Origin of the sequence: Micromonospora sp. NPDC051141, assembly GCF_044455765.1 — a bacterium.
Classification (GTDB): Bacteria; Actinomycetota; Actinomycetes; order Mycobacteriales; family Micromonosporaceae; genus Micromonospora.
Window position 1 is genome coordinate 225,839 of sequence record NZ_JBITFD010000005.1, and the last position, 16,880, is coordinate 242,718.

Annotated in this window: 17 protein-coding genes; 8 read left to right on the top strand and 9 right to left on the bottom strand. The window is 73.6% G+C overall.

The genetic code is table 11. The features are described from left to right. Positions 1-25: 25 nt before the first annotated feature. Complete coding sequence (locus tag ACIA6B_RS12195) at positions 26-871, bottom strand: SDR family oxidoreductase (RefSeq protein ID WP_396772746.1); 846 nt, start codon at positions 869-871, stop codon at positions 26-28. Positions 872-1,036: 165 nt separating this feature from the next. On the opposite strand from ACIA6B_RS12195, the gene ACIA6B_RS12200 reads away from it, so the two are divergent. Together ACIA6B_RS12200 and ACIA6B_RS12205 are read left to right on the top strand one after the other, a co-directional pair. Then, positions 1,037-2,824: an adenylyl cyclase gene (locus tag ACIA6B_RS12200; RefSeq protein WP_396772747.1), complete on the top strand. Its 1,788-nt coding sequence runs from the start codon at positions 1,037-1,039 to the stop codon at positions 2,822-2,824. Positions 2,825-2,856: 32 nt separating this feature from the next. Beyond that, positions 2,857-3,762 (top strand): lysostaphin resistance A-like protein, encoded by a 906-nt coding sequence (locus ACIA6B_RS12205; RefSeq protein ID WP_396772748.1) that lies wholly within the window; start codon positions 2,857-2,859, stop codon positions 3,760-3,762. On the opposite strand, the gene ACIA6B_RS12210 is transcribed toward ACIA6B_RS12205, so the two are convergent. The 3 genes from ACIA6B_RS12210 to ACIA6B_RS12220 all read right to left on the bottom strand — a co-directional run bounded on the left by ACIA6B_RS12210 (position 3,747) and on the right by ACIA6B_RS12220 (position 6,223). Then, positions 3,747-4,337 carry an ATP-dependent Clp protease proteolytic subunit gene (locus ACIA6B_RS12210; protein WP_396772749.1) on the bottom strand — a complete coding sequence of 197 codons (591 nt, stop codon included), beginning with the start codon at positions 4,335-4,337 and terminating at the stop codon, positions 3,747-3,749. The genes ACIA6B_RS12205 and ACIA6B_RS12210 overlap by 16 nt on opposite strands. Positions 4,338-4,561: 224 nt before the next feature. Beyond that, complete coding sequence (locus ACIA6B_RS12215) at positions 4,562-5,185, bottom strand: helix-turn-helix domain-containing protein (protein ID WP_396772750.1); 624 nt, start codon at positions 5,183-5,185, stop codon at positions 4,562-4,564. Positions 5,186-5,290: 105 nt separating this feature from the next. Then, positions 5,291-6,223 (bottom strand): hypothetical protein, encoded by a 933-nt coding sequence (locus ACIA6B_RS12220; protein ID WP_396772751.1) that lies wholly within the window; start codon positions 6,221-6,223, stop codon positions 5,291-5,293. Between the two features lie 456 nt (positions 6,224-6,679). Between ACIA6B_RS12220 and ACIA6B_RS12225 the strand changes: the two genes are divergently transcribed. Beyond that, positions 6,680-7,693 (top strand): potassium channel family protein, encoded by a 1,014-nt coding sequence (locus tag ACIA6B_RS12225; protein ID WP_396772752.1) that lies wholly within the window; start codon positions 6,680-6,682, stop codon positions 7,691-7,693. Between the two features lie 29 nt (positions 7,694-7,722). Here ACIA6B_RS12225 and ACIA6B_RS12230 read toward each other — a convergent pair whose 3' ends face one another. Next, a complete protein-coding gene (locus ACIA6B_RS12230) occupies positions 7,723-8,196 on the bottom strand; it encodes a MarR family winged helix-turn-helix transcriptional regulator (RefSeq protein WP_396772753.1) in 474 nt (157 codons plus the stop codon). An 83-nt stretch (positions 8,197-8,279) separates the two neighbouring features. On the opposite strand from ACIA6B_RS12230, the gene ACIA6B_RS12235 reads away from it, so the two are divergent. Further along, positions 8,280-8,921: an FMN-dependent NADH-azoreductase gene (locus tag ACIA6B_RS12235; protein ID WP_396772754.1), complete on the top strand. Its 642-nt coding sequence runs from the start codon at positions 8,280-8,282 to the stop codon at positions 8,919-8,921. Between the two features lie 72 nt (positions 8,922-8,993). On the opposite strand, the gene ACIA6B_RS12240 is transcribed toward ACIA6B_RS12235, so the two are convergent. The 3 genes from ACIA6B_RS12240 to ACIA6B_RS12250 all read right to left on the bottom strand — a co-directional run bounded on the left by ACIA6B_RS12240 (position 8,994) and on the right by ACIA6B_RS12250 (position 13,499). Then, the gene (locus ACIA6B_RS12240) at positions 8,994-10,028 is read right to left on the bottom strand and encodes a 2-oxoacid:ferredoxin oxidoreductase subunit beta (RefSeq protein WP_396772755.1); all 1,035 of its coding nucleotides are present in this window, start codon (positions 10,026-10,028) and stop codon (positions 8,994-8,996) included. Beyond that, complete coding sequence (locus ACIA6B_RS12245) at positions 10,021-11,868, bottom strand: 2-oxoacid:acceptor oxidoreductase subunit alpha (RefSeq protein ID WP_281943163.1); 1,848 nt, start codon at positions 11,866-11,868, stop codon at positions 10,021-10,023. The genes ACIA6B_RS12240 and ACIA6B_RS12245 overlap by 8 nt, the downstream gene beginning before the upstream one ends. A 197-nt stretch (positions 11,869-12,065) precedes the next feature. Beyond that, a complete protein-coding gene (locus ACIA6B_RS12250; protein WP_396772756.1) occupies positions 12,066-13,499 on the bottom strand; it encodes a hypothetical protein in 1,434 nt (477 codons plus the stop codon). A gap of 128 nt (positions 13,500-13,627) precedes the next feature. Between ACIA6B_RS12250 and ndhC the strand changes: the two genes are divergently transcribed. Then, positions 13,628-14,005 (top strand): NADH-quinone oxidoreductase subunit A, encoded by a 378-nt coding sequence (ndhC, locus tag ACIA6B_RS12255; RefSeq protein ID WP_396772757.1) that lies wholly within the window; start codon positions 13,628-13,630, stop codon positions 14,003-14,005. A gap of 4 nt (positions 14,006-14,009) precedes the next feature. Here ndhC and folP read toward each other — a convergent pair whose 3' ends face one another. Then, entirely contained in the window at positions 14,010-14,879 is an 870-nt protein-coding gene (folP, locus tag ACIA6B_RS12260) for a dihydropteroate synthase (RefSeq protein WP_396772758.1), read from the bottom strand. Positions 14,880-15,119: 240 nt separating this feature from the next. Here folP and ACIA6B_RS12265 point away from each other — a divergent pair, with 240 nt between their 5' ends. Genes ACIA6B_RS12265 through ACIA6B_RS12275 form a run of 3 tightly spaced genes read left to right on the top strand, consistent with a single transcriptional unit; the run spans position 15,120 to position 16,864 of the window. Continuing rightward, positions 15,120-15,740: a DivIVA domain-containing protein gene (locus ACIA6B_RS12265; protein ID WP_396772759.1), complete on the top strand. Its 621-nt coding sequence runs from the start codon at positions 15,120-15,122 to the stop codon at positions 15,738-15,740. Next, entirely contained in the window at positions 15,737-16,234 is a 498-nt protein-coding gene (locus ACIA6B_RS12270; protein WP_396772760.1) for an SRPBCC family protein, read from the top strand. The genes ACIA6B_RS12265 and ACIA6B_RS12270 overlap by 4 nt, the downstream gene beginning before the upstream one ends. Before the next feature lie 45 nt (positions 16,235-16,279). Beyond that, a complete protein-coding gene (locus tag ACIA6B_RS12275; RefSeq protein ID WP_396772761.1) occupies positions 16,280-16,864 on the top strand; it encodes a DNA-3-methyladenine glycosylase I in 585 nt (194 codons plus the stop codon). The last annotated feature ends 16 nt before the right edge of the window (positions 16,865-16,880 follow it).

A 16,880-nucleotide genomic window follows, 5' to 3' on the forward strand; every position in this document is an offset into this window, starting at 1 on the left:
GGGGCGGCCGGGCGCGGCGGCGTCGTCAGCGTGCGGCGCGGATCGCCTCGGCCAGCGTGGTCGGGGCGCGGCCGAGCAGCTTGGCGAGATCGTCGCCGACCTCCAGTTCACCCCGGGCGATACCGAGGTCGCTGTCGGCGAGCACGGCCGCGTACCCCTCGGGCGGGCCGGCGGCGACCAGCACCTCGGTGTAGCGGTCCACCGGCAGGTCGGTGTAGCCGACCGGCGCGCCGGTCTGCCGGGCCACCTCGGCGGCGAGGTCGGTGAGCGTGAACGGCGCGCCGCCCAGCTCGTACACCTGCTGGTCGTGACCGTCGGTGGTGAGCACCACGGCGGCGGCCTCGGCGTAGTCCGCGCGGGTGGCGGCGCTGACCCGCCCGTCGCCCGCCGCGCCCGCCACCCCGTGCTCCCGGTACGCGTCGAGCTGGTCGGTGTAGTTCTCCAGGTACCAGCTGTTGCGCAGGAGGACGTACGGCAGCCCGGAGTCGCGGATGAGCCGCTCGGTGTCCCGGTGCTCGCCGGCCAGCCGCATCTCGGCGGTGTCGGCGTGCGCGATGCTGGTGTAGACGACCAGCCCGACGCCGGCCTCCCGGGCGGCGGTGACCACGTTGGCGTGCTGCGGTCGACGTCGGCCGACCTCGCTGCCGGAGACGAACATCAGCTTCTCGGCCCCGGCGAGGGCGGCCCGGAGCGAGTCGGGGTCGTCGTAGTCGGCCGGCCGGGTGACGACGCCTCGGCCGGCGAGGTCGGCCAGCCGCTCGGGGTCGCGGCCGATCGCCACGATCTCCCCGGCCGGTACGCCGCGGTCGAGCAGCGCGGTGACGATGAGGCGGCCGAGCTGGCCGGTGGCCCCGGTGACGGCGATGGACATGCGCGCTCCCTGTGGTTGCGAGTTCAACTTCTTGGGTCAACCACCGCCCCGCCGCGATGCTTCCCGGTTCCGGAACCGGCGGGCTCTGGTGGGATCGACGGGGATGCGGTAGGAACGGCGAGAGAGCGCTCTCCGCTCTCCTTCCACCACCGAACAGGCAGGCAGATGCGATCATCCGACCCCTCCCGCCGCCGCTTCCTCGCGCTCACCGCCTCGGCGGCCTCGCTCACCGCCCTCGGTCTCCCGGCCGGCGCCGCCGTCGCGTCCCCGACCGCGCGGCCCGCCCACGAGCCCGACCTCGGCCCGAACGTCTTCGTCTACGACCCGAGCACCCCGACCGAGGAGATCCAGTCCACCCTGGACCGGATCTTCACCGCCCAGGAGCACAACGAGATGGGCGCTGACCGGTACGCCGTGCTGTTCAAGCCCGGCCGCTACGAGGTGGACGCCCGACTCGGCTACTACACCACCGTGGCCGGGCTCGGCGCCCACCCGGACGACGTGGAGATCCACGGCGCGGTCCGGGTGATCGGCCAGCCCGACCCGAACTCGCCCGCCGGCATCTCCGCGCTGACCAACTTCTGGCGCTCGGCCGAGAACCTCGCCGTCACCCCGACCGACTGGTCGAACCAGTGGGCCGTCTCCCAGGCGTCGCCGATGCGCCGGGTGCACGTCAAGGGCGTCCTCTGGCTGGAGCCCGGCAACGGCGGCTACTCCAGCGGCGGCTTCATCGCCGACTCCAAGGTGGACGGCATCACCATCAACGGCTCCCAGCAGCAGTGGCTCACCCGGGACAGCGAACTCGGCGGCGAGTGGACGAACGGCGTGTGGAACCAGGTCTTCTCCGGCGTGGTCGGCGCGCCCGCGCAGGGCTTCCCCGACCCGCCGTACACCACGCTGCCGACCAGCCCGGTGATCCGGGAGAAGCCGTACCTCTTCGTCGACGGCGCGGGCCGCTGGCGGGTGGCGGTGCCCCGCCTGCGCCGCGACACCGCGGGCACCACCTGGGGCGCCGGCGGTGCGCCGACGCCGTCGCTGCCGCTGACCGACTTCTTCATCGCCCGGCCCACCGACACCGCGACGCGGATCAACACCGAACTCGCCCGGGGCCGCCACCTGCTGCTCACCCCCGGCGTCTACCGCCTGGACCGGGCGCTGCGCGTCCGCCGGCCGAACACCGTCATGCTCGGCCTCGGCATGCCCAGCCTCGCGCCGGTCACCGGCGACGCGGCGCTGCGGATCGAGGACGTCGACGGGGTACGGATCGCCGGGGTGCTCGTCGACGCCGGGCCGGTCGAGTCGGAGGTGCTGGTCGAGGTCGGTGGGCGGCACAGTCACCGGGCGCACGCCGCCAACCCGATCTCGTTGCAGGACGTCTTCTTCCGCGTCGGCGGCCCGTCCGCCGGCCGGGCGGTGACCAGTCTGGTGGTGCACAGCCGGCACACGCTGATCGACAACATCTGGGCCTGGCGGGGTGACCACGGCCAGCCGGGCACCATCGGCTGGGACGTCAACACGGCCGCCACCGGGGTGGTCGTCAACGGCGACGACGTCACCGCGTACGGGCTCTTCGTCGAGCACTACCAGCGCTGGCAGACGATCTGGCACGGCGAGCGCGGCCGGACCGTGTTCTACCAGAGCGAGCTGCCCTACGACCCGCCGAGCCAGGCGGCCTGGCGCAGCCCGACCGGCGACGGCTGGGCCTCCTACCGGGTGGCTCCGCACGTCCGCACGCACGAGGCGTGGGGGTTGGGCGTCTACGCGTACTTCAACCAGGGCGTGGACATCCGCTGCGACCGGGCGATCGAGGCGCCGCGCCGGGCCGGCGTACGGTTCCACGACGCGATCACCGTGTTCCTGAACGGCAGCGGCGGGATCGAGCGCACGATCAACGAGGCCGGCACCCCGGTGGTCGGCTCGTACGGCACCAGCCCGGTGGTCAGCTACCCCTGACCAGAGGCCGAGGGCCCGGACCGCCCGGTCCGGTGACCGTGGCGCTCCGGGTCGCCCCCGGCGACGCTGACACCATGCGGGACCGGGCGGCCATCGGCTACGTGCTGGTGGCGTACACGATCAGTTGGGGTTGCTGGCTGCCGCTGGCGGCGACCGGCCGGGTGGTGCGGGTGGGCGGCGCGGCCACCCACCTGCCCGGCCTGGTCGGGCCGGCGCTCGCCGCCGCGGCGATGGCCGTGCTGTTGCGGCGTCGGGACGTCGGCGTCGGGCTCGGCCGGCGGGTCCTGCGCTGGCGGATCGGGGCCTGGTGGCTGGTCGCGGTCTCGCCGCTCGGCATGCTGCTGGCCGGCGCGCTGGTCGCCGCCCTGCGGGGCAACCCGCCCCGGCTCGCCGACCTGGCCCTGATCAACGGGTTCCCCGGCTGGGGCCTGGCCGGCGTGCTGCTCCTGCTGGTCGTGGTCAACGGCTTCGGGGAGGAGACCGGCTGGCGCGGTTTCCTCCAGCCCCGCCTCCAACGGCGCCACGCCCCGCTGACGGCGATCAGCCTGGTCACCGTGGTCTGGGTCGGCTGGCACGCGCCGCTGTTCGTGGTCCTGGCCAACTATCGGGGATTCTCCGCCGGCACCCTGGTCGGCTTCGCCATCGGGATCTTCTGCGGCGCGGTGGTGCTCGGCTGGCTCTGGAACCGCACCGGCAGCATCCCGGCCGTCGCCGTCTGGCACGCCCTCTACAACCTCGGCGCGGCCACCGTGGCGGCCAGCGGCACGATCGCCGCCGTGGTCACCAGCATCGTGATCACGCAGGCGGTGGTGCTCGTGGTGGCCGAACTCGCCGGCCGGGGCGGGGTGCTCACACCGGTGCCGGCGGCCCGCGACACCGACGACCAGCGGACCCGCCCCGGCGTGCCGATCGGCGGACCGGGTCAGGCGGCGAGCTGATCGACCCGGGAGAGGACCTGGTCGACCAGCCCGTACTCGCGGGCCTCCTCGGCGGTGAACCAGCGGTCCCGGTCCCAGTCGCGCTGGATCTCCTCCAGCGTGTGCCCGCTGTGCCGGGCGATCAGCTCCTGCATGGTGCGCTTCACGTGCAGCATGTTCTCGGCCTGGATGGTGATGTCGGCGACCGTGCCGCCGAACCCGCCGGAGGGCTGGTGCATCATGATCCGCGAGTGCGGCAGCGCGAACCGCTTGCCCGCCGTGCCGGCGCAGAGCAGGAACTGCCCCATCGAGCCGGCCATCCCGAGCGCCAGCGTCGCCACGTCGTTCTTCACCCACCGCATGGTGTCGTAGACGGCCATCCCCGCACTGACCGAGCCGCCCGGCGAGTTGATGTAGAGATAGATGTCCCGCTCCGCGTCCTCGGCCGCGAGCAGCAGGATCTGCGCGCAGATCTGGTTGGCCGAGTCGTCGGTGACCTCGGTGCCGAGGAAGATGATCCGTTCCTTGAGCAGCCGCTCGAAGACCCGGTCGCCGAAGACCGGCTGCCCCTCGTCCCGCATCCAGATGCCACTCATGACTGCCCACCTCCGTGACGCCGGTGGGCGGGGGACCGCCCGGCGAGCCGGCGGTCTCCAGCGTCCGCCGGGCGTACCCGCGCGGCCCAGGCTTTCTGCCCCGGGCAGACTCGCCCTCGGCAGAACCGGGTCGGCGCCGCCGGTCGGTGCGGGCCGCGCCCGGTCGTCCGTCGCGGCGACCTGCGCCGCGCCCGGTCGGCGTTCGTCCGGCCCGACCGGGGGCGCTACGCCGCGACCGGCCGCCGTCGGGCCGCGCGGGCCCGGCGCCGGGCCAGCGTCGGTGAGGTACGCGGGCGCGGGCGCGCGGCCGGCGTCGGGATCAGCCAGATCCGGGTGCCGGTGCCGAAGAGTTCCGACGCGTGGCCGAGCGGCGGGCCGACCGGCGTGGGGGAGCCGCCCATCGGGCGCAGCCCGCCGCCGAGCAGCGGGGTCGACCGGACGGGATGCGCGGTGTGCGGCGGCGTGACCGGCCGGGCCGGATGCGGCGCGTTCGGGCCGCCCGGGCGTCGGGTGGCGTGCAGGCGGGGCGGGCCGACCCGGAGCTGTGGGCCGCTGCGGGCCGCGGGCACCCGGTCGAGCCGGGCCAGTGGCACCCCGGGACCCACCGGCGTGGGGCGCTCCCGGCGCAGCTCGTCGCGCGCCTCCTCCAGCAGGTCGGCGAGGTGGATGCCGAGCGCCCGGCAGATCGCGGCCAGCACCTCGGAGGAGGCCTCCTTACGCCCGCGCTCGACCTCGGAGAGGTAGGGCAGGGAGACGCCGGCCGCCTGCGCCACCTCGCGCAACGTGCGGCCCTGACGCAGGCGGATCCGCCGTAGCACCCCGCCGATCACCCGTCGCAGCAACGACATGCCGGCCTCCTCGCGGTCGCCGTTCGCCGACGCTACCCATCATGCCCCGTCCCGGCGGCGTGGACCGGCCCGGTCGGCCCCCGTGGTACCGACCGGGCCGGTCGGTCAACGCCAGACGACCGCCCGGCTGTGGAAGCTCGGCGAGAGGAAGTCCGCCTGGCCGACGATCAGACCGGCGTCGTTGACATTGATCGCGATGCTGCCCACCGCCCCGTCCGGCAGCGGCAGCAGTTGGGAGCCCGCCGTCGGTGCGGGCCAGAGCATCGCCCGGCCGGCGGTGCCGTCGGTGCCGACCACCAGACCCGAGTCGTTCACGGCCTGTGCGCTGGGGGACGCCGAGCTGGTGGAGAGTCGGCGCATCGTCGTACCGTCCCAGAAGAAGGCGGCGAACGCGCCGTCCGCGGTCCAGCTGGTGCCGACCACCTGACCGAGATCGTTGATGCCGCTGGCGTCGCTGGTGGGACCGCCGAGGGTGCCGAGCGACCGGACGACCCCGTTGCGCCACACGAAGGCCTGGTTGACGAACGGCGGGTCGGTCCAGTCCCGGTAGCCGTAGGTGCCGGCGACCGTGCCCGCCTCGTTGACCGCGACGGCGCTGGCACCCGGCGGCGCGTCGATGGTGATCTCGGTGCTGCCGGTGCGGACGAACGCCCGCCGCCCGGCGAAGCTGTCGGTGACGTGATACACGCCGACCACCCGGTCTCCGGCGGTGTCGTACGCGATGGAGAAGATGCCACCGGTGAGGCCGAGGTCCTGGATCTTCCCGTCGACCCAGGCCACCGCGTGGCTGCTGCCGTCCGCGGCCTGGGCGGTGCCGACGATGCGGCCCCGCTCGTCGATCGCCTGGGCCTGACTGTTCAGCCCACCGAGCGTGCCCAGGTCCTCGGCCCGTCCGTCCACCCAGCGGACCGCGTGCCAGTAGCCGCTGGCCAGCTCCGCCGATCCGACCACCACCCCGGCCGCGTTGACGTCGTACGCGGTGCTGCCCCGGCCGGTCAGCGACGGCAGCACGACCGCGGTGCGCTTCGCCGTCGGCATCGACGTCGGCGACGCGGTCGGTGTCGGCGACGCGGTCGGGGACGGCGTCGGTCGCGCGGTGGGTGTCGGGGACGGGGACGGCGTTGGCCGCGCGGTGGGCGTCGGGGACGTGGTCGGACGGGGGGAGGCGGTCGGCGAGGGGACGACGGGCTTCGGCCGCGTGGGTCGGGCCGTCCCGGGCGGGCGGTCCCCGGGCCGGTCCGCCACCGCTGGTGAGGGGCCGGCCAGAGCCACCCCGACGACCACGGCCAGCGTGGTCAGTGCCGCATCTGTACGCATCCGACTCCCCCTCGTCACATTCGTCGGGTCGAGTCTCACCCGCTGGGGCGTCGACGGATGTGACGAGATCCTTACCGCTTGCGGCGTGGGGGCCGGTCCCACGGCCCGCCCGGCCGACTCCCGGCGTACCCGCTATCTTGAGGGCGTGCAGGCGACGGTGGCGGAGCGGGACCGACGGTGATCCATTTTCCCGCGCAACGGCGGGGGCCGCTGAGCGCACTGAGCCTGCGCCTGCTCGCCGCCCTCGGCCTGGTCTTCGCCACCGTCTTCGTGGTCTGGCTCGACCGCGACGGGTACCGCGACGTCAACGAGGACGGCCTGACGCTGCTCGACTGCTTCTACTACACGGTGGTTTCGCTCTCCACCACCGGGTACGGCGACATCACGCCGGCCAGTCCGTCGGCCCGCCTGATCAACGTCCTGTTCATCACCCCGGCCCGGGTGCTCTTCCTGATCATCCTGGTCGGCACCACCCTGGAAGTCCTGACCGAGCAGTACCGGACCGGCCGTCGCCTGTCGCGGTGGAGGAGATCCGTGAAGGACCACGTCATCATCTGCGGCTACGGCACCAAGGGCCGCAGCGCGGTCTCCGCGCTGCTGGAGAACGGGGCGGACAAGTCCAAGATCGTGGTGGTCGAGCGGAGCGGGCCGGCGCTGCGCCAGGCCACCTCGAACGGGCTGGTGACGATCGAGGGCTCGGCGACCCGTTCGTCGGTGCTGGAGGAGGCGCACGTCCGCACCGCCAAGGCGGTCATCATCGCGACCGACAGCGACGACGCCTCGGTGCTGGTGGCGTTGACCGTCCGGCAGCTCACCGCCGGTCAGGTCCGGATCATCGCGGCGGTCCGGGAGGCGGAGAACGCGCCGCTGCTCAAGCAGAGCGGCGCGCACCACGTGATCGTCTCGTCGGCCACCGCCGGGCGGCTGCTCGGCCTCTCCACCTCGGCCCCGCCCCTGATCGACGTGGTGGAGGACCTGCTCACCCCGGGTCAGGGCATGGCGTTGGCGATGCGCTCGGCCGAGCGCAGTGAGGTGGGCCGCTCGCCGCGTGAGCTGGAGTCGCTGGTCATCGCACTGGTCCGGCGCGGCAAGGTGGTCACGCTGAACGACCGCGCCGGCGCGGTGATCGAGACCGGCGACATGCTGGTCCACGTCCGCGACGACCGCCCGCAGGCGACCACCACGGCCTGAGCGCCGCCCCCGTCCCGGCGCCGGCCCGGTCAGCAGGCGTCCGGGCCCTCCGTGACCGCTTCGGTGCAGGTCGGGGCGCAGCCCTGGCTGGCCCGCCGGAGCAGGTCGTAGAGCAGGTCCCGCTCGTCGGGCGCCAGCGCGCCGAGCACCTCGTCCTCCGCGTCGGCGAGCGCGCACTCGGCCTCGCGGATCCGCTTGGCGCCCGCCCCGGTGAGGCTGACGACGTGCCGCCGGCGGTCGGTCGGGGAGCGGCGGCGCTCGACCAGGCCCGCCGACTCCAGGTCGTTGAGCAGCCCGACCACGTTGGTGCCGTCGATCTGGAGCGTGCCGGCCAGCCCCTGCTGGCTGATGTCGCCCGAGTCACGCAGCACGGTGAGCGCGACCAGGTGCCGGACGCGCAGGCCGAGCGGGGTCAGCACCGATTCCGAGCGCAGCCGCATCCGCCGGGCCAGGTGCTGGAGCAGCGGCCCGGAGCGGCGCTCGTCGGCGGGCTCGGCTGGCATGTGACCCAGTCTACGGCGAACAAGGAACATCGACCTGCTATAAATGGTTCGTGCTACACGAACGATCGATGGAGGAGTAAACGATGGCCCATCTGTTGCACATCGACTCGAGCATCACCGGTGAGCGGTCGGTCAGCCGTCGCCTCACCGCCCGCGCGGCCGACGCCTGGCGTGCCGCCCACCCCGGCGGCACGGTCACCTACCGGGACCTCGGCCAGGATCCGGTGCCGCACCTGGACACCGCCGGCGGTCTCGCCCGGGCGGTGCCGCCCGACCAGCACACCCCCGAGCAGCGCGCGTCCTGGCAGGTGACCGAGGACCTGGTGGGCGAGGTCCTGCGCGCCGACACGATCCTGCTCGGCCTCCCGCTCTACAACTTCGGTCCGCCCAGCAGCGTGAAGGCCTGGGTCGACCACCTGATCGCGCCCGGTCTCGCGCTCGATCCGGCCACCGGCGCCGGGCTGCTCGGCGGTCGCGAGTTCATCGTGTTCGGCACCCGGGGCGGCGGCTACGGCGCGGGCACCCCGCGCGCCGGCTGGGACCACGCCGAGCCCTGGCTGCCGCACGGCCTGTCGCGCACCGGCCTGGAGCCGCGGTTCATCTCGGCCGAGCTGACTCTGGCCCCGGTCAACCCGGCGATGGCCGAGTTGATCCCGCTGCACGAGGCGAGCCTCGCCGCCGCCGAGCGGGCGATCGACGAGCTGTGGGTGCCGGCGACCGTCTGACCGGTCCGGAAACCGCGAAAGGGCGGGCCGTCCCGGGGGACGGCCCGCCCTTTCCCGTGCGCGGATCAGGAGTTACATGATCGTCCAGGTGTCACCGCTGCCGAGCAACGCCGAGAGCTGCTGCTCCGGGGTCTGGTCGACGCTCGCCCGCGCGGACGCGACCTGCTCCTGCACCACGCTGTCGTAGGAGGGCCGGTCCACCGACCGGAACACCCCGAGCGGCGTGTTGCGCAGATCCAGCCCGGGCAGCCGGGACAGCGCGAACGCGTACGCCGGGTCGGCGACCGTGACGTCGTGCACCACGATCTGCTCCGCCGGGGTGGTCGCGGTCTCCCGCACCTCCAGCCCGAAGCCGCCCGGCGGGTGGACGACGCAGAACTGCCCGTCGGTGCCGAACGTGATCGGCTGCCCGTGCTCCAGCCGGATCAGGTAGTCGTCCCGGGTGGTCGGCTCCTTCAGCGGCTCGAACGCGCCGTCGTTGAAGATGTTGCAGTTCTGGTAGATCTCCACGAACGCCGAGCCCTTGTGCTCGGCGGCGGCCCGCAGCACCGACTGGAGGTGCTTGCGGTCCGAGTCGAGCGTGCGGGCCACGAACGTGGCCTCGGCGCCGAGCGCCAGCGACAGCGGATTGAACGGGGCGTCCGCGGAGCCGACAGGCGTCGACTTGGTGATCTTGCCGACCTCGGAGGTGGGCGAGTACTGGCCCTTGGTCAGCCCGTAGATCCGGTTGTTGAACAGCAGGATCTTCAGGTTGACGTTGCGGCGCAGCGCGTGGATCAGGTGGTTGCCGCCGATGGAGAGCGCGTCGCCGTCACCGGTGACCACCCAGACCGACAGGTCCGGCCGGGACACCGACAGGCCGGTGGCGATCGCCGGGGCGCGACCGTGGATCGAGTGCATGCCGTACGTGTTCATGTAGTACGGGAAGCGGGACGAACAGCCGATGCCCGAGACGAAGACGATGTTCTCCCGGGGGATGTTCAGCTCCGGCATGAAGCCCTGCACCGCTGCCAGGACGGCGTAGTCGCCGCAGCCGGGGCACCAACGCACCTCCTGGTCGGACTTGAAGTCCTTGGCGGTGAGCTTCAGGGCGACGGGCTCAGACATTCTTCAGGACCTCTTCCAGCATCGTCTCCAGCTCCGCGGCGGTGAACGGCAGGCCGCGGACCTGGTTGTAGCCGATCGCGTCGACCAGGTACTTCGCCCGGATCACGTGGGCGAGCTGGCCGAGGTTCATCTCGGGCACGACCACCCGGTCGTAGGAGCGCAGCACCTCGCCGAGGTTGGCCGGCATCGGGGCCAGGTGCCGCAGGTGCGCCTGGGCCACCGGCAGTCCACGCTGGCGTAGCCCCCGGCAGGCCGCGCCGATCGGGCCGTACGTCGAGCCCCAGCCCAGCACGAGCACCCGGGCGTCGCCGTCCGGGTCCTCGACCTCCACGTCGGGGACCGGGATGGTCTCGATCCGGGCCGCCCGGGTCCGCACCATGAAGTCGTGGTTCGTCGGGTCGTACGAGATGTCGCCGGTCTTGTCGGCCTTCTCCAGGCCGCCGATGCGGTGCTCCAGCCCCGGCGTGCCGGGCACCGCCCACGGGCGGGCCAGCGTCTGCGGGTCACGCAGGTAGGGCAGGAACGTGGTGCCGTCCTCGCCGTTGGGCCGGGTGGCGAACTCCACCCGCAGGTCGGGCAGGGACTCCACGTCCGGCAGCAGCCACGGCTCGGAGCCGTTGGCCACGTAGTTGTCGGAGAGCAGGATGACCGGGGTGCGGTAGGTCAGCGCGATCCGCGCCGCCTCCAGCGCGGCGTGGAAGCAGTCCGACGGCGACTTCGGCGCGATCACCGCGACCGGCGCCTCACCGTGCCGGCCGTACAGGGCCATGTTCAGGTCGGCCTGCTCGGTCTTGGTGGGCATGCCGGTGGACGGCCCGGCCCGCTGCACGTCGACGATGACAAGCGGCAGCTCCAGCGCCACCGCCAGGGAGATCGTCTCGCTCTTCAGCGCCACGCCCGGCCCGCTGGTGGTGGTGATGCCGAGCGAGCCGCCGTACGACGCGCCCAGCGCCGCGCCGACCGCGGCGATCTCGTCCTCGGCCTGCATGGTGACCACGCCGAACTTCTTGTGCTTGCTCAGCTCGTGCAGGATGTCCGAGGCCGGGGTGATCGGGTACGCGCCGAGGAACACCGGCAGCCCGGACCGCACCCCGGCGGCCACCAGGCCCAGCGACAGCGCCGCGTTGCCGGTGATGTTGCGGTACGTGCCGGGCGGCATCTTCGCCGGCTTGACCTCGTACCGGACGGAGAAGTCCTCGGTGGTCTCGCCGAAGTTCCAGCCGGCCCGGAACGCGGCCACGTTCGCCGCCACCAGCTCCGGCCGGCGGGCGAACTTGCGCTCCAGGAACCGCAGCGTCGACTCGTACGGCCGGGAGTACATCCAGCTCAGCAGCCCGAGCGCGAACATGTTCTTGGCCCGTTCGGCGTCCTTCTTGGACACCGTCAGCTCGGCCAGCGCGCCGATCGTCATCGAGGTGAGCGCGACCGGGTGCACCGCGTAGCCGTCGAGCGTGTCGTCGTCCAACGGGTTGGTCGCGTAGCCCACCTTGGCCAGGTTGCGACGGGTGAACTCGTCGGTGTTGACGATGATGTCCGCCCCGCGCGGCAGGTCGGCCAGGTTGGCCTTGAGCGCGGCCGGGTTCATCGCCACCAGCACGTTCGGCGCGTCGCCTGGGGTCAGGATGTCGTAGTCGGCGAAGTGCACCTGGAAGCTCGACACGCCCGGCAGCGTGCCGGCGGGCGCGCGGATCTCGGCCGGGAAGTTGGGCAACGTGGAGATGTCGTTGCCCAACTGTGCCGTCTCCGAGGTGAACCGGTCGCCGGTGAGCTGCATGCCGTCGCCGGAGTCGCCGGCGAACCGGATGACCACCCGGTCCAGTTGACGGATCTGCTTGGTCACGCCCGCACCTCGCTTCGCTGAGCGCCGTCGCCCTCGTCGACGCGGCCCGCTCCGTTTCTCACCGTCAGAGCCTACGTCGGACGGTTAGGGCCGCCTTGGTGGTGGTCCGACGGGTGAGACCCGAACCGGCTGCTGTATGCCCTGATTAGGGACGGTTAGTACCGCCGACCGTAATCCAGATCACCGCGCCGCGCGGCTCACCGCTCCGTGGTCGGCTCCGGCACGGTGATGTCGCTGCGGCGTCGCAGCGAGCGCGTGGCCAGCGTCAACGCGAAAACGACGAGCAACGCCGACATGATGATCAAGGCAATGGCGATCCCCCGGGCCGGGCCGTCGCCGGAATCGGACCGCTCGGACGCAGTCAGCACTCCCTGAGAACCCGTGGGCGCGGGCGCCCCGGCCACCGGCGTGGACTGCGCCGCCGCCGCGCTGATCCGGAAGCTCATCTGCACCTGTCGGTCCCGCCCGCTCCGCGGGTCCAACCGGCCGATCACCGCGCCGGCGAGCGGGGCCATGCGCTGGGCCTCCGCCGACGCGGTCACCGGCAGGCGCAGCGTCGCGGTCCGGCCGGCCGGCAGCGTGCCCAGCTCGCACCGGGTCCGGTCCGGGGCCACCGGGGCGCAGGCGTTCCCCATGTCGCTCACCGTCACCCCGGTCGGGAGGAGCACCTCCACCCGTCCGGCGGCGTCCACCTCGCCGGTGTTGCCCAGCCGTACGGTGAGCGTGCTCGGCGCGCCGCTGATGTCGAAGAGGACCTCGTCGGCGCGGAGCGAGATGCCGGGCACCGGCGGGCCGGGCGGAAACAGCACCGCGAAGCCCTCGTCGTCGTAGGCCGCCCCGGCGACGCCGGGCGCGACGGCGGTGACCTGGACCGATCCGCTCAGCGGCATGGTCCGCCAGGCGTCCCCGGCGACCCGGACCCGGATGGTGGCGCTGAACCGGGCGTCGGGCGCGACGGTCCACCCGCCGCAGCGGTGGTTGCCGCCCCCGGCGTCGACGCAACCCGGCGTGCCGCCGTCGACCAGCCCGGCCGGCAACGAGTAGCCGAGGCTGATCTGCTCCTCGCGTCCACCGGTGTTGGTCACGGTCACCCGCAGCGTGGCCACCGTGCTGTCGGCGTTCCAGTAGTCCGGCGTCAGCGCCAGGTCGCCGGTGCTGACCTGCACCCCCAACGGCCCGCCGGCGGCCTGGGTGGGCGGTGGCGGCGGGGGCTTGACGGGCGGTCCGACCGGCGGCGGGGCCGGTGCGGTGGTGGTGGCCGGCGCGGTGGTGGCGGGCGGGGCCGGCGCCGTGGTGGGCGGCGGGGCCGGCTCGGTGGTGACCGGCGGCGGGGGTGTGGTCGGCGGCGGGGCCTCCTCCGTCGGCGGCGCCGTGGTCGGGGCCGGCGCGGTGGTGGTCGCGTCCCCGGTCGGCGTCGGCTCGGTCGGGTCGCCGGGGTCGCCGCCCGGGTCGCCCGGCGCGCCCGGGTCGGCCGCCCGGACCACCCCGGCCGCGGCGGCGGGGGTGACCGCGGCCCATCCCGGCGCCACCACGGCGACCGCCGCGACCGCGGCGATCAGCGCGGGCGCGAACAGCGCGAGGGTACGGCGAGGCGTGACCCGGTGGGCAGGCCGGACGCGGGGGCGGGTCATCTGTCCTCCGGGGACGTGTCAACGAGGTCTCATTATTCGGGGACGGTTGCCCTCCGGCACTAGTCCCGCGAGGAAACAAATTCGTAACGTGTCCGAGACGTCTCGACGGGACCGGTACGCTCCGGATCGTGACCGGATACCTCGGCTCGTACGCCACGCTCGGTCTACTGCTGCTCGCCGCCGTGCTCTTCTTCCTGACGGCGTTCTCGGCGAACCGGATGTTACGTCCGGCCCGACCCGCGGAGCCATGGGGCAAGCGGACGACGTACGAGTGCGGTCTCGACCCGGTCGGCGGCGACTGGGCCCAGATGCAGATCCGCTACTACGTCTACGCGTACCTCTATGTCCTGTTCGCGGTGGAGGCGGTCTTCCTCTTCCCGTGGGCGCTGGTCTTCGACCGGCCCGGCTTCGGGGCGACCACGGTGGTGGAGATGGGCGTCTTCGTGGCGATCGTGGCGCTCGGCATCCTCTACGCCTGGCGGCGTGGCGTGCTGCGCTGGACCTGACCCCCTAGGCCAGCCCGCGCCGGGTCGCCGCCGGCGGCCGGTCCCCCCGGATCGACGCCACCATGTCCAGCACCCGACGGGTCGGGCGGATCTGGTGGGCGCGGAACACCCGGGCGCCGAGCCAGGCCGAGACCGCGGTGGCGGCGAGCGTCCCCTCCAGCCGTTCCGGCACCGGCAGGTCCAACGTCTCGCCGATGAAGTCCTTGTTCGACAGCGCCACCAGCAGTGGCCAACCGGTGCCGGTCAGCTCGGCCAGCCGCCGGGTGATCTCCAGCGAGTGCCGGGTGTTCTTGCCGAAGTCGTGCGCCGGGTCGATCAGGATGCCGTCCCGGCGTACCCCCAGCCCGACCGCGCGTTCCGCCAGCCCGGTGACGGTGTCGAGCACGTCGGTCACCACGTCGTCGAAGGCCGCCCGGTGCGGCCGGGTACGCGGGGCCAGCCCACCGGCGTGCGAGCAGACCAGCCCGGCGCCGGTCGCCGCGGCGACCCGGGCCAGCGCCGGGTCCGCCCCCGACCAGGTGTCGTTGAGCAGGTCCGCGCCGGCCGCGACCGCCTCCACCGCCACCTCCGCCCGCCAGGTGTCGATCGAGACGACCACGTCGGGAAAGGCGGCCCGGACCGCGGCGATGGTGTCCACCGTGCGGCGGATCTCCTCGGCCACGTCCACCTCGTCGCCGGGCCCGGCCTTCACCCCGCCGATGTCGATGATCTCCGCGCCCTCGGTCACCGCCCGCTCGACCGCCCGCAGCGCGCTGTCCCGGGCGAACGTGGCGCCCCGGTCGAAGAACGAGTCCGGGGTGCGGTTCACGATCGCCATCACCACCAGCTCACCCGGGGCGAAGGCCCGTCGGCCGAGCCGCAACATCCCGGTCATCCCCGCCTCCTCGTCCCGGTGCAACCGTCGCACCTTCGCATGCCCCCGTGGTGCCACCCGCCACCGCCCCGAGATCCTGGTATTTGACGGCCCCTTCCCGGGCACTTACGTGCCACGATCCTCGGGTTTCCTGGAATGTGGGAGATGGTGCTCATTTCCACTGACCGGGGAGCGCGGGTTTTGCCGACCGGAGGCCGTGGAGGGCTCGCCCGATCCCGGCCCGCATGCCACGATCTCTCCATGGGTGAGGTTCTGCTCCTCTTGGTCGTCGCGCTGACCGTCGCGGCAGTGGTGTTCGGAGTGACGGTGCTCGTCTCCGGGCGGGATCCGGGGCTGGTGCCGGCCGAGCCGGACGGCCGGGCCGTGCCGCTGCCGGGTGGCCGCCCGCTCGACGAGTCGGACGTGACCGGGGTCCGGTTCGACACCGCGCTGCGCGGCTACCGGATGGCCCAGGTCGACGTGGCGCTCCGGCGGGCCGCCTACGACATCGGCTACAAGTCCGAGCTGATCGGCGTGCTGGAGGCCGAGAACACCGCACTGCGGGAGGGGCGGACCGAAGAGGCCGACGCGTTGCGCCGGGCGCGCGAGGAGGCCGTCGTCGCCGGGGCCGGGACCGGTGGCGACGAGACGGCCCTCGACCCGTCGGGCGCCGGTCCGGTGACCATCGACCTGTCGACGCCTGCGCCGCCTACCGCTCCGCCGGCCGAGGCGGGCGTGGCGGAGGCGCCGGCCGCCGCCGCGGTCGAGGACACCACGTCCCCGGCCGGTGGGATCACCGCCGGGCCGGCCGGTGCGAGCGCGGACGACAGCGAGGTGGACGACCCGGCCCGCGGGCCGGTGGTCCGCTCGGAGCCGGCGTGACCGGCGCGGAGGGTTCCGCAGGCTTCGCCGAGGCGGCCCAGCCGGGTGCCGCCGAGGTCACCGCCACGGTGATCGTCGACGCGCCGGCGGAGCGCGTCTTCGCGGCGCTGACCGCGTGGGAACGGCAGTCGGACTGGATCCCGTTCACCAGGGTCCGGGTGGTCGAGGGCGACGGCGGCGAGGGCAGCCTGGTCGAGGCGGTCACCGCGGTCGGCCCGGCCGTGCTCCGCGACGAGATGCGGGTGGTGCGGGTCGACGCGCCGTACGAGGTCGGCGTGGTGCACTGCGGCAAGCTGCTGCGCGGCCCGGGCGTGCTGCGGTGCACCCCGATGGACCGGGAGCGCACCCAGGTGGTCTGGCACGAGTGGTTCCACCTGCCGGGCGGGACGGCGGGCCGGGTGGCCTGGCCGGTGCTCTGGCCCGGCTCGAAGTTCGGTCTGACCCAGGCGCTGAAGAGGTTCGCCCGGCTGGTCGAGCAGGGCCGTCTGCCCTGACCGTGGCGTGCGTCGGAGTCGGTGGGTCGCACTACCCTGTGCGGCGTGACTGACCTGGTGACCGGCCCGGACGGGCTGCCCCGTTGCGCCTGGGGGGCGAGCACCCCCGACTACGCCGCCTACCACGACGAGGAGTGGGGTCGGCCGCTGCGCGGCGACGACGCGCTCTACGAGCGGCTCACCCTGGAGGCGTTCCAGTCCGGCCTGTCCTGGCTGACCATCCTGCGCAAGCGGCCGGCGTTCCGGCTCGCCTTCGACGGGTTCCGGATCGAGTCGGTCGCCGGCTACGGCGAGGCCGAGGCGGCCCGGCTGCTGGCCGACGTCGGGATCGTCCGCAACCGGGCCAAGATCGAGGCGGCGATCGCCAACGCCCGGGCCGCGCTGGAGCTGCCCGACGGGCTCTCCGCGCTGCTCTGGTCGTTCGCGCCCCCGCCCCGACCGGCGCGCCCCGCCTCGTTCGACGACGTGCCGGCGCTCACCCCGGAGTCCACCGCGATGGCCAAGGCGCTCAAGAAGCGGGGCTTCCGCTTCGTCGGCCCGACCACCGCCTACGCGTTGATGCAGGCCACCGGAATGGTGGACGATCACCTCGCCGGATGCCACGCCGGTGGTGACCGGGCCGGGGTCTGACGACGCGGCGTGATGG

What these genes read in the sequence shown, in the direction of transcription:
- ACIA6B_RS12230 (WP_396772753.1), bottom strand. Translation starts at nt 8,196, where the DNA reads ATGCCAGCCGAGCCCGCCGACGAGCGCCGCTCCGGGCCGCTGCTCCAG.
- ACIA6B_RS12200 (WP_396772747.1), top strand. Translation starts at nt 1,037, where the DNA reads ATGCGATCATCCGACCCCTCCCGCCGCCGCTTCCTCGCGCTCACCGCC.
- ACIA6B_RS12195 (WP_396772746.1), bottom strand. Translation starts at nt 871, where the DNA reads ATGTCCATCGCCGTCACCGGGGCCACCGGCCAGCTCGGCCGCCTCATC.
- ACIA6B_RS12210 (WP_396772749.1), bottom strand. Translation starts at nt 4,337, where the DNA reads ATGAGTGGCATCTGGATGCGGGACGAGGGGCAGCCGGTCTTCGGCGAC.
- ACIA6B_RS12215 (WP_396772750.1), bottom strand. Translation starts at nt 5,185, where the DNA reads ATGTCGTTGCTGCGACGGGTGATCGGCGGGGTGCTACGGCGGATCCGC.
- ACIA6B_RS12250 (WP_396772756.1), bottom strand. Translation starts at nt 13,499, where the DNA reads ATGACCCGCCCCCGCGTCCGGCCTGCCCACCGGGTCACGCCTCGCCGT.
- ACIA6B_RS12265 (WP_396772759.1), top strand. Translation starts at nt 15,120, where the DNA reads ATGGGTGAGGTTCTGCTCCTCTTGGTCGTCGCGCTGACCGTCGCGGCA.
- ACIA6B_RS12220 (WP_396772751.1), bottom strand. Translation starts at nt 6,223, where the DNA reads ATGCCGACGGCGAAGCGCACCGCGGTCGTGCTGCCGTCGCTGACCGGC.
- folP (WP_396772758.1), bottom strand. Translation starts at nt 14,879, where the DNA reads ATGACCGGGATGTTGCGGCTCGGCCGACGGGCCTTCGCCCCGGGTGAG.
- ACIA6B_RS12235 (WP_396772754.1), top strand. Translation starts at nt 8,280, where the DNA reads ATGGCCCATCTGTTGCACATCGACTCGAGCATCACCGGTGAGCGGTCG.
- ACIA6B_RS12240 (WP_396772755.1), bottom strand. Translation starts at nt 10,028, where the DNA reads ATGTCTGAGCCCGTCGCCCTGAAGCTCACCGCCAAGGACTTCAAGTCC.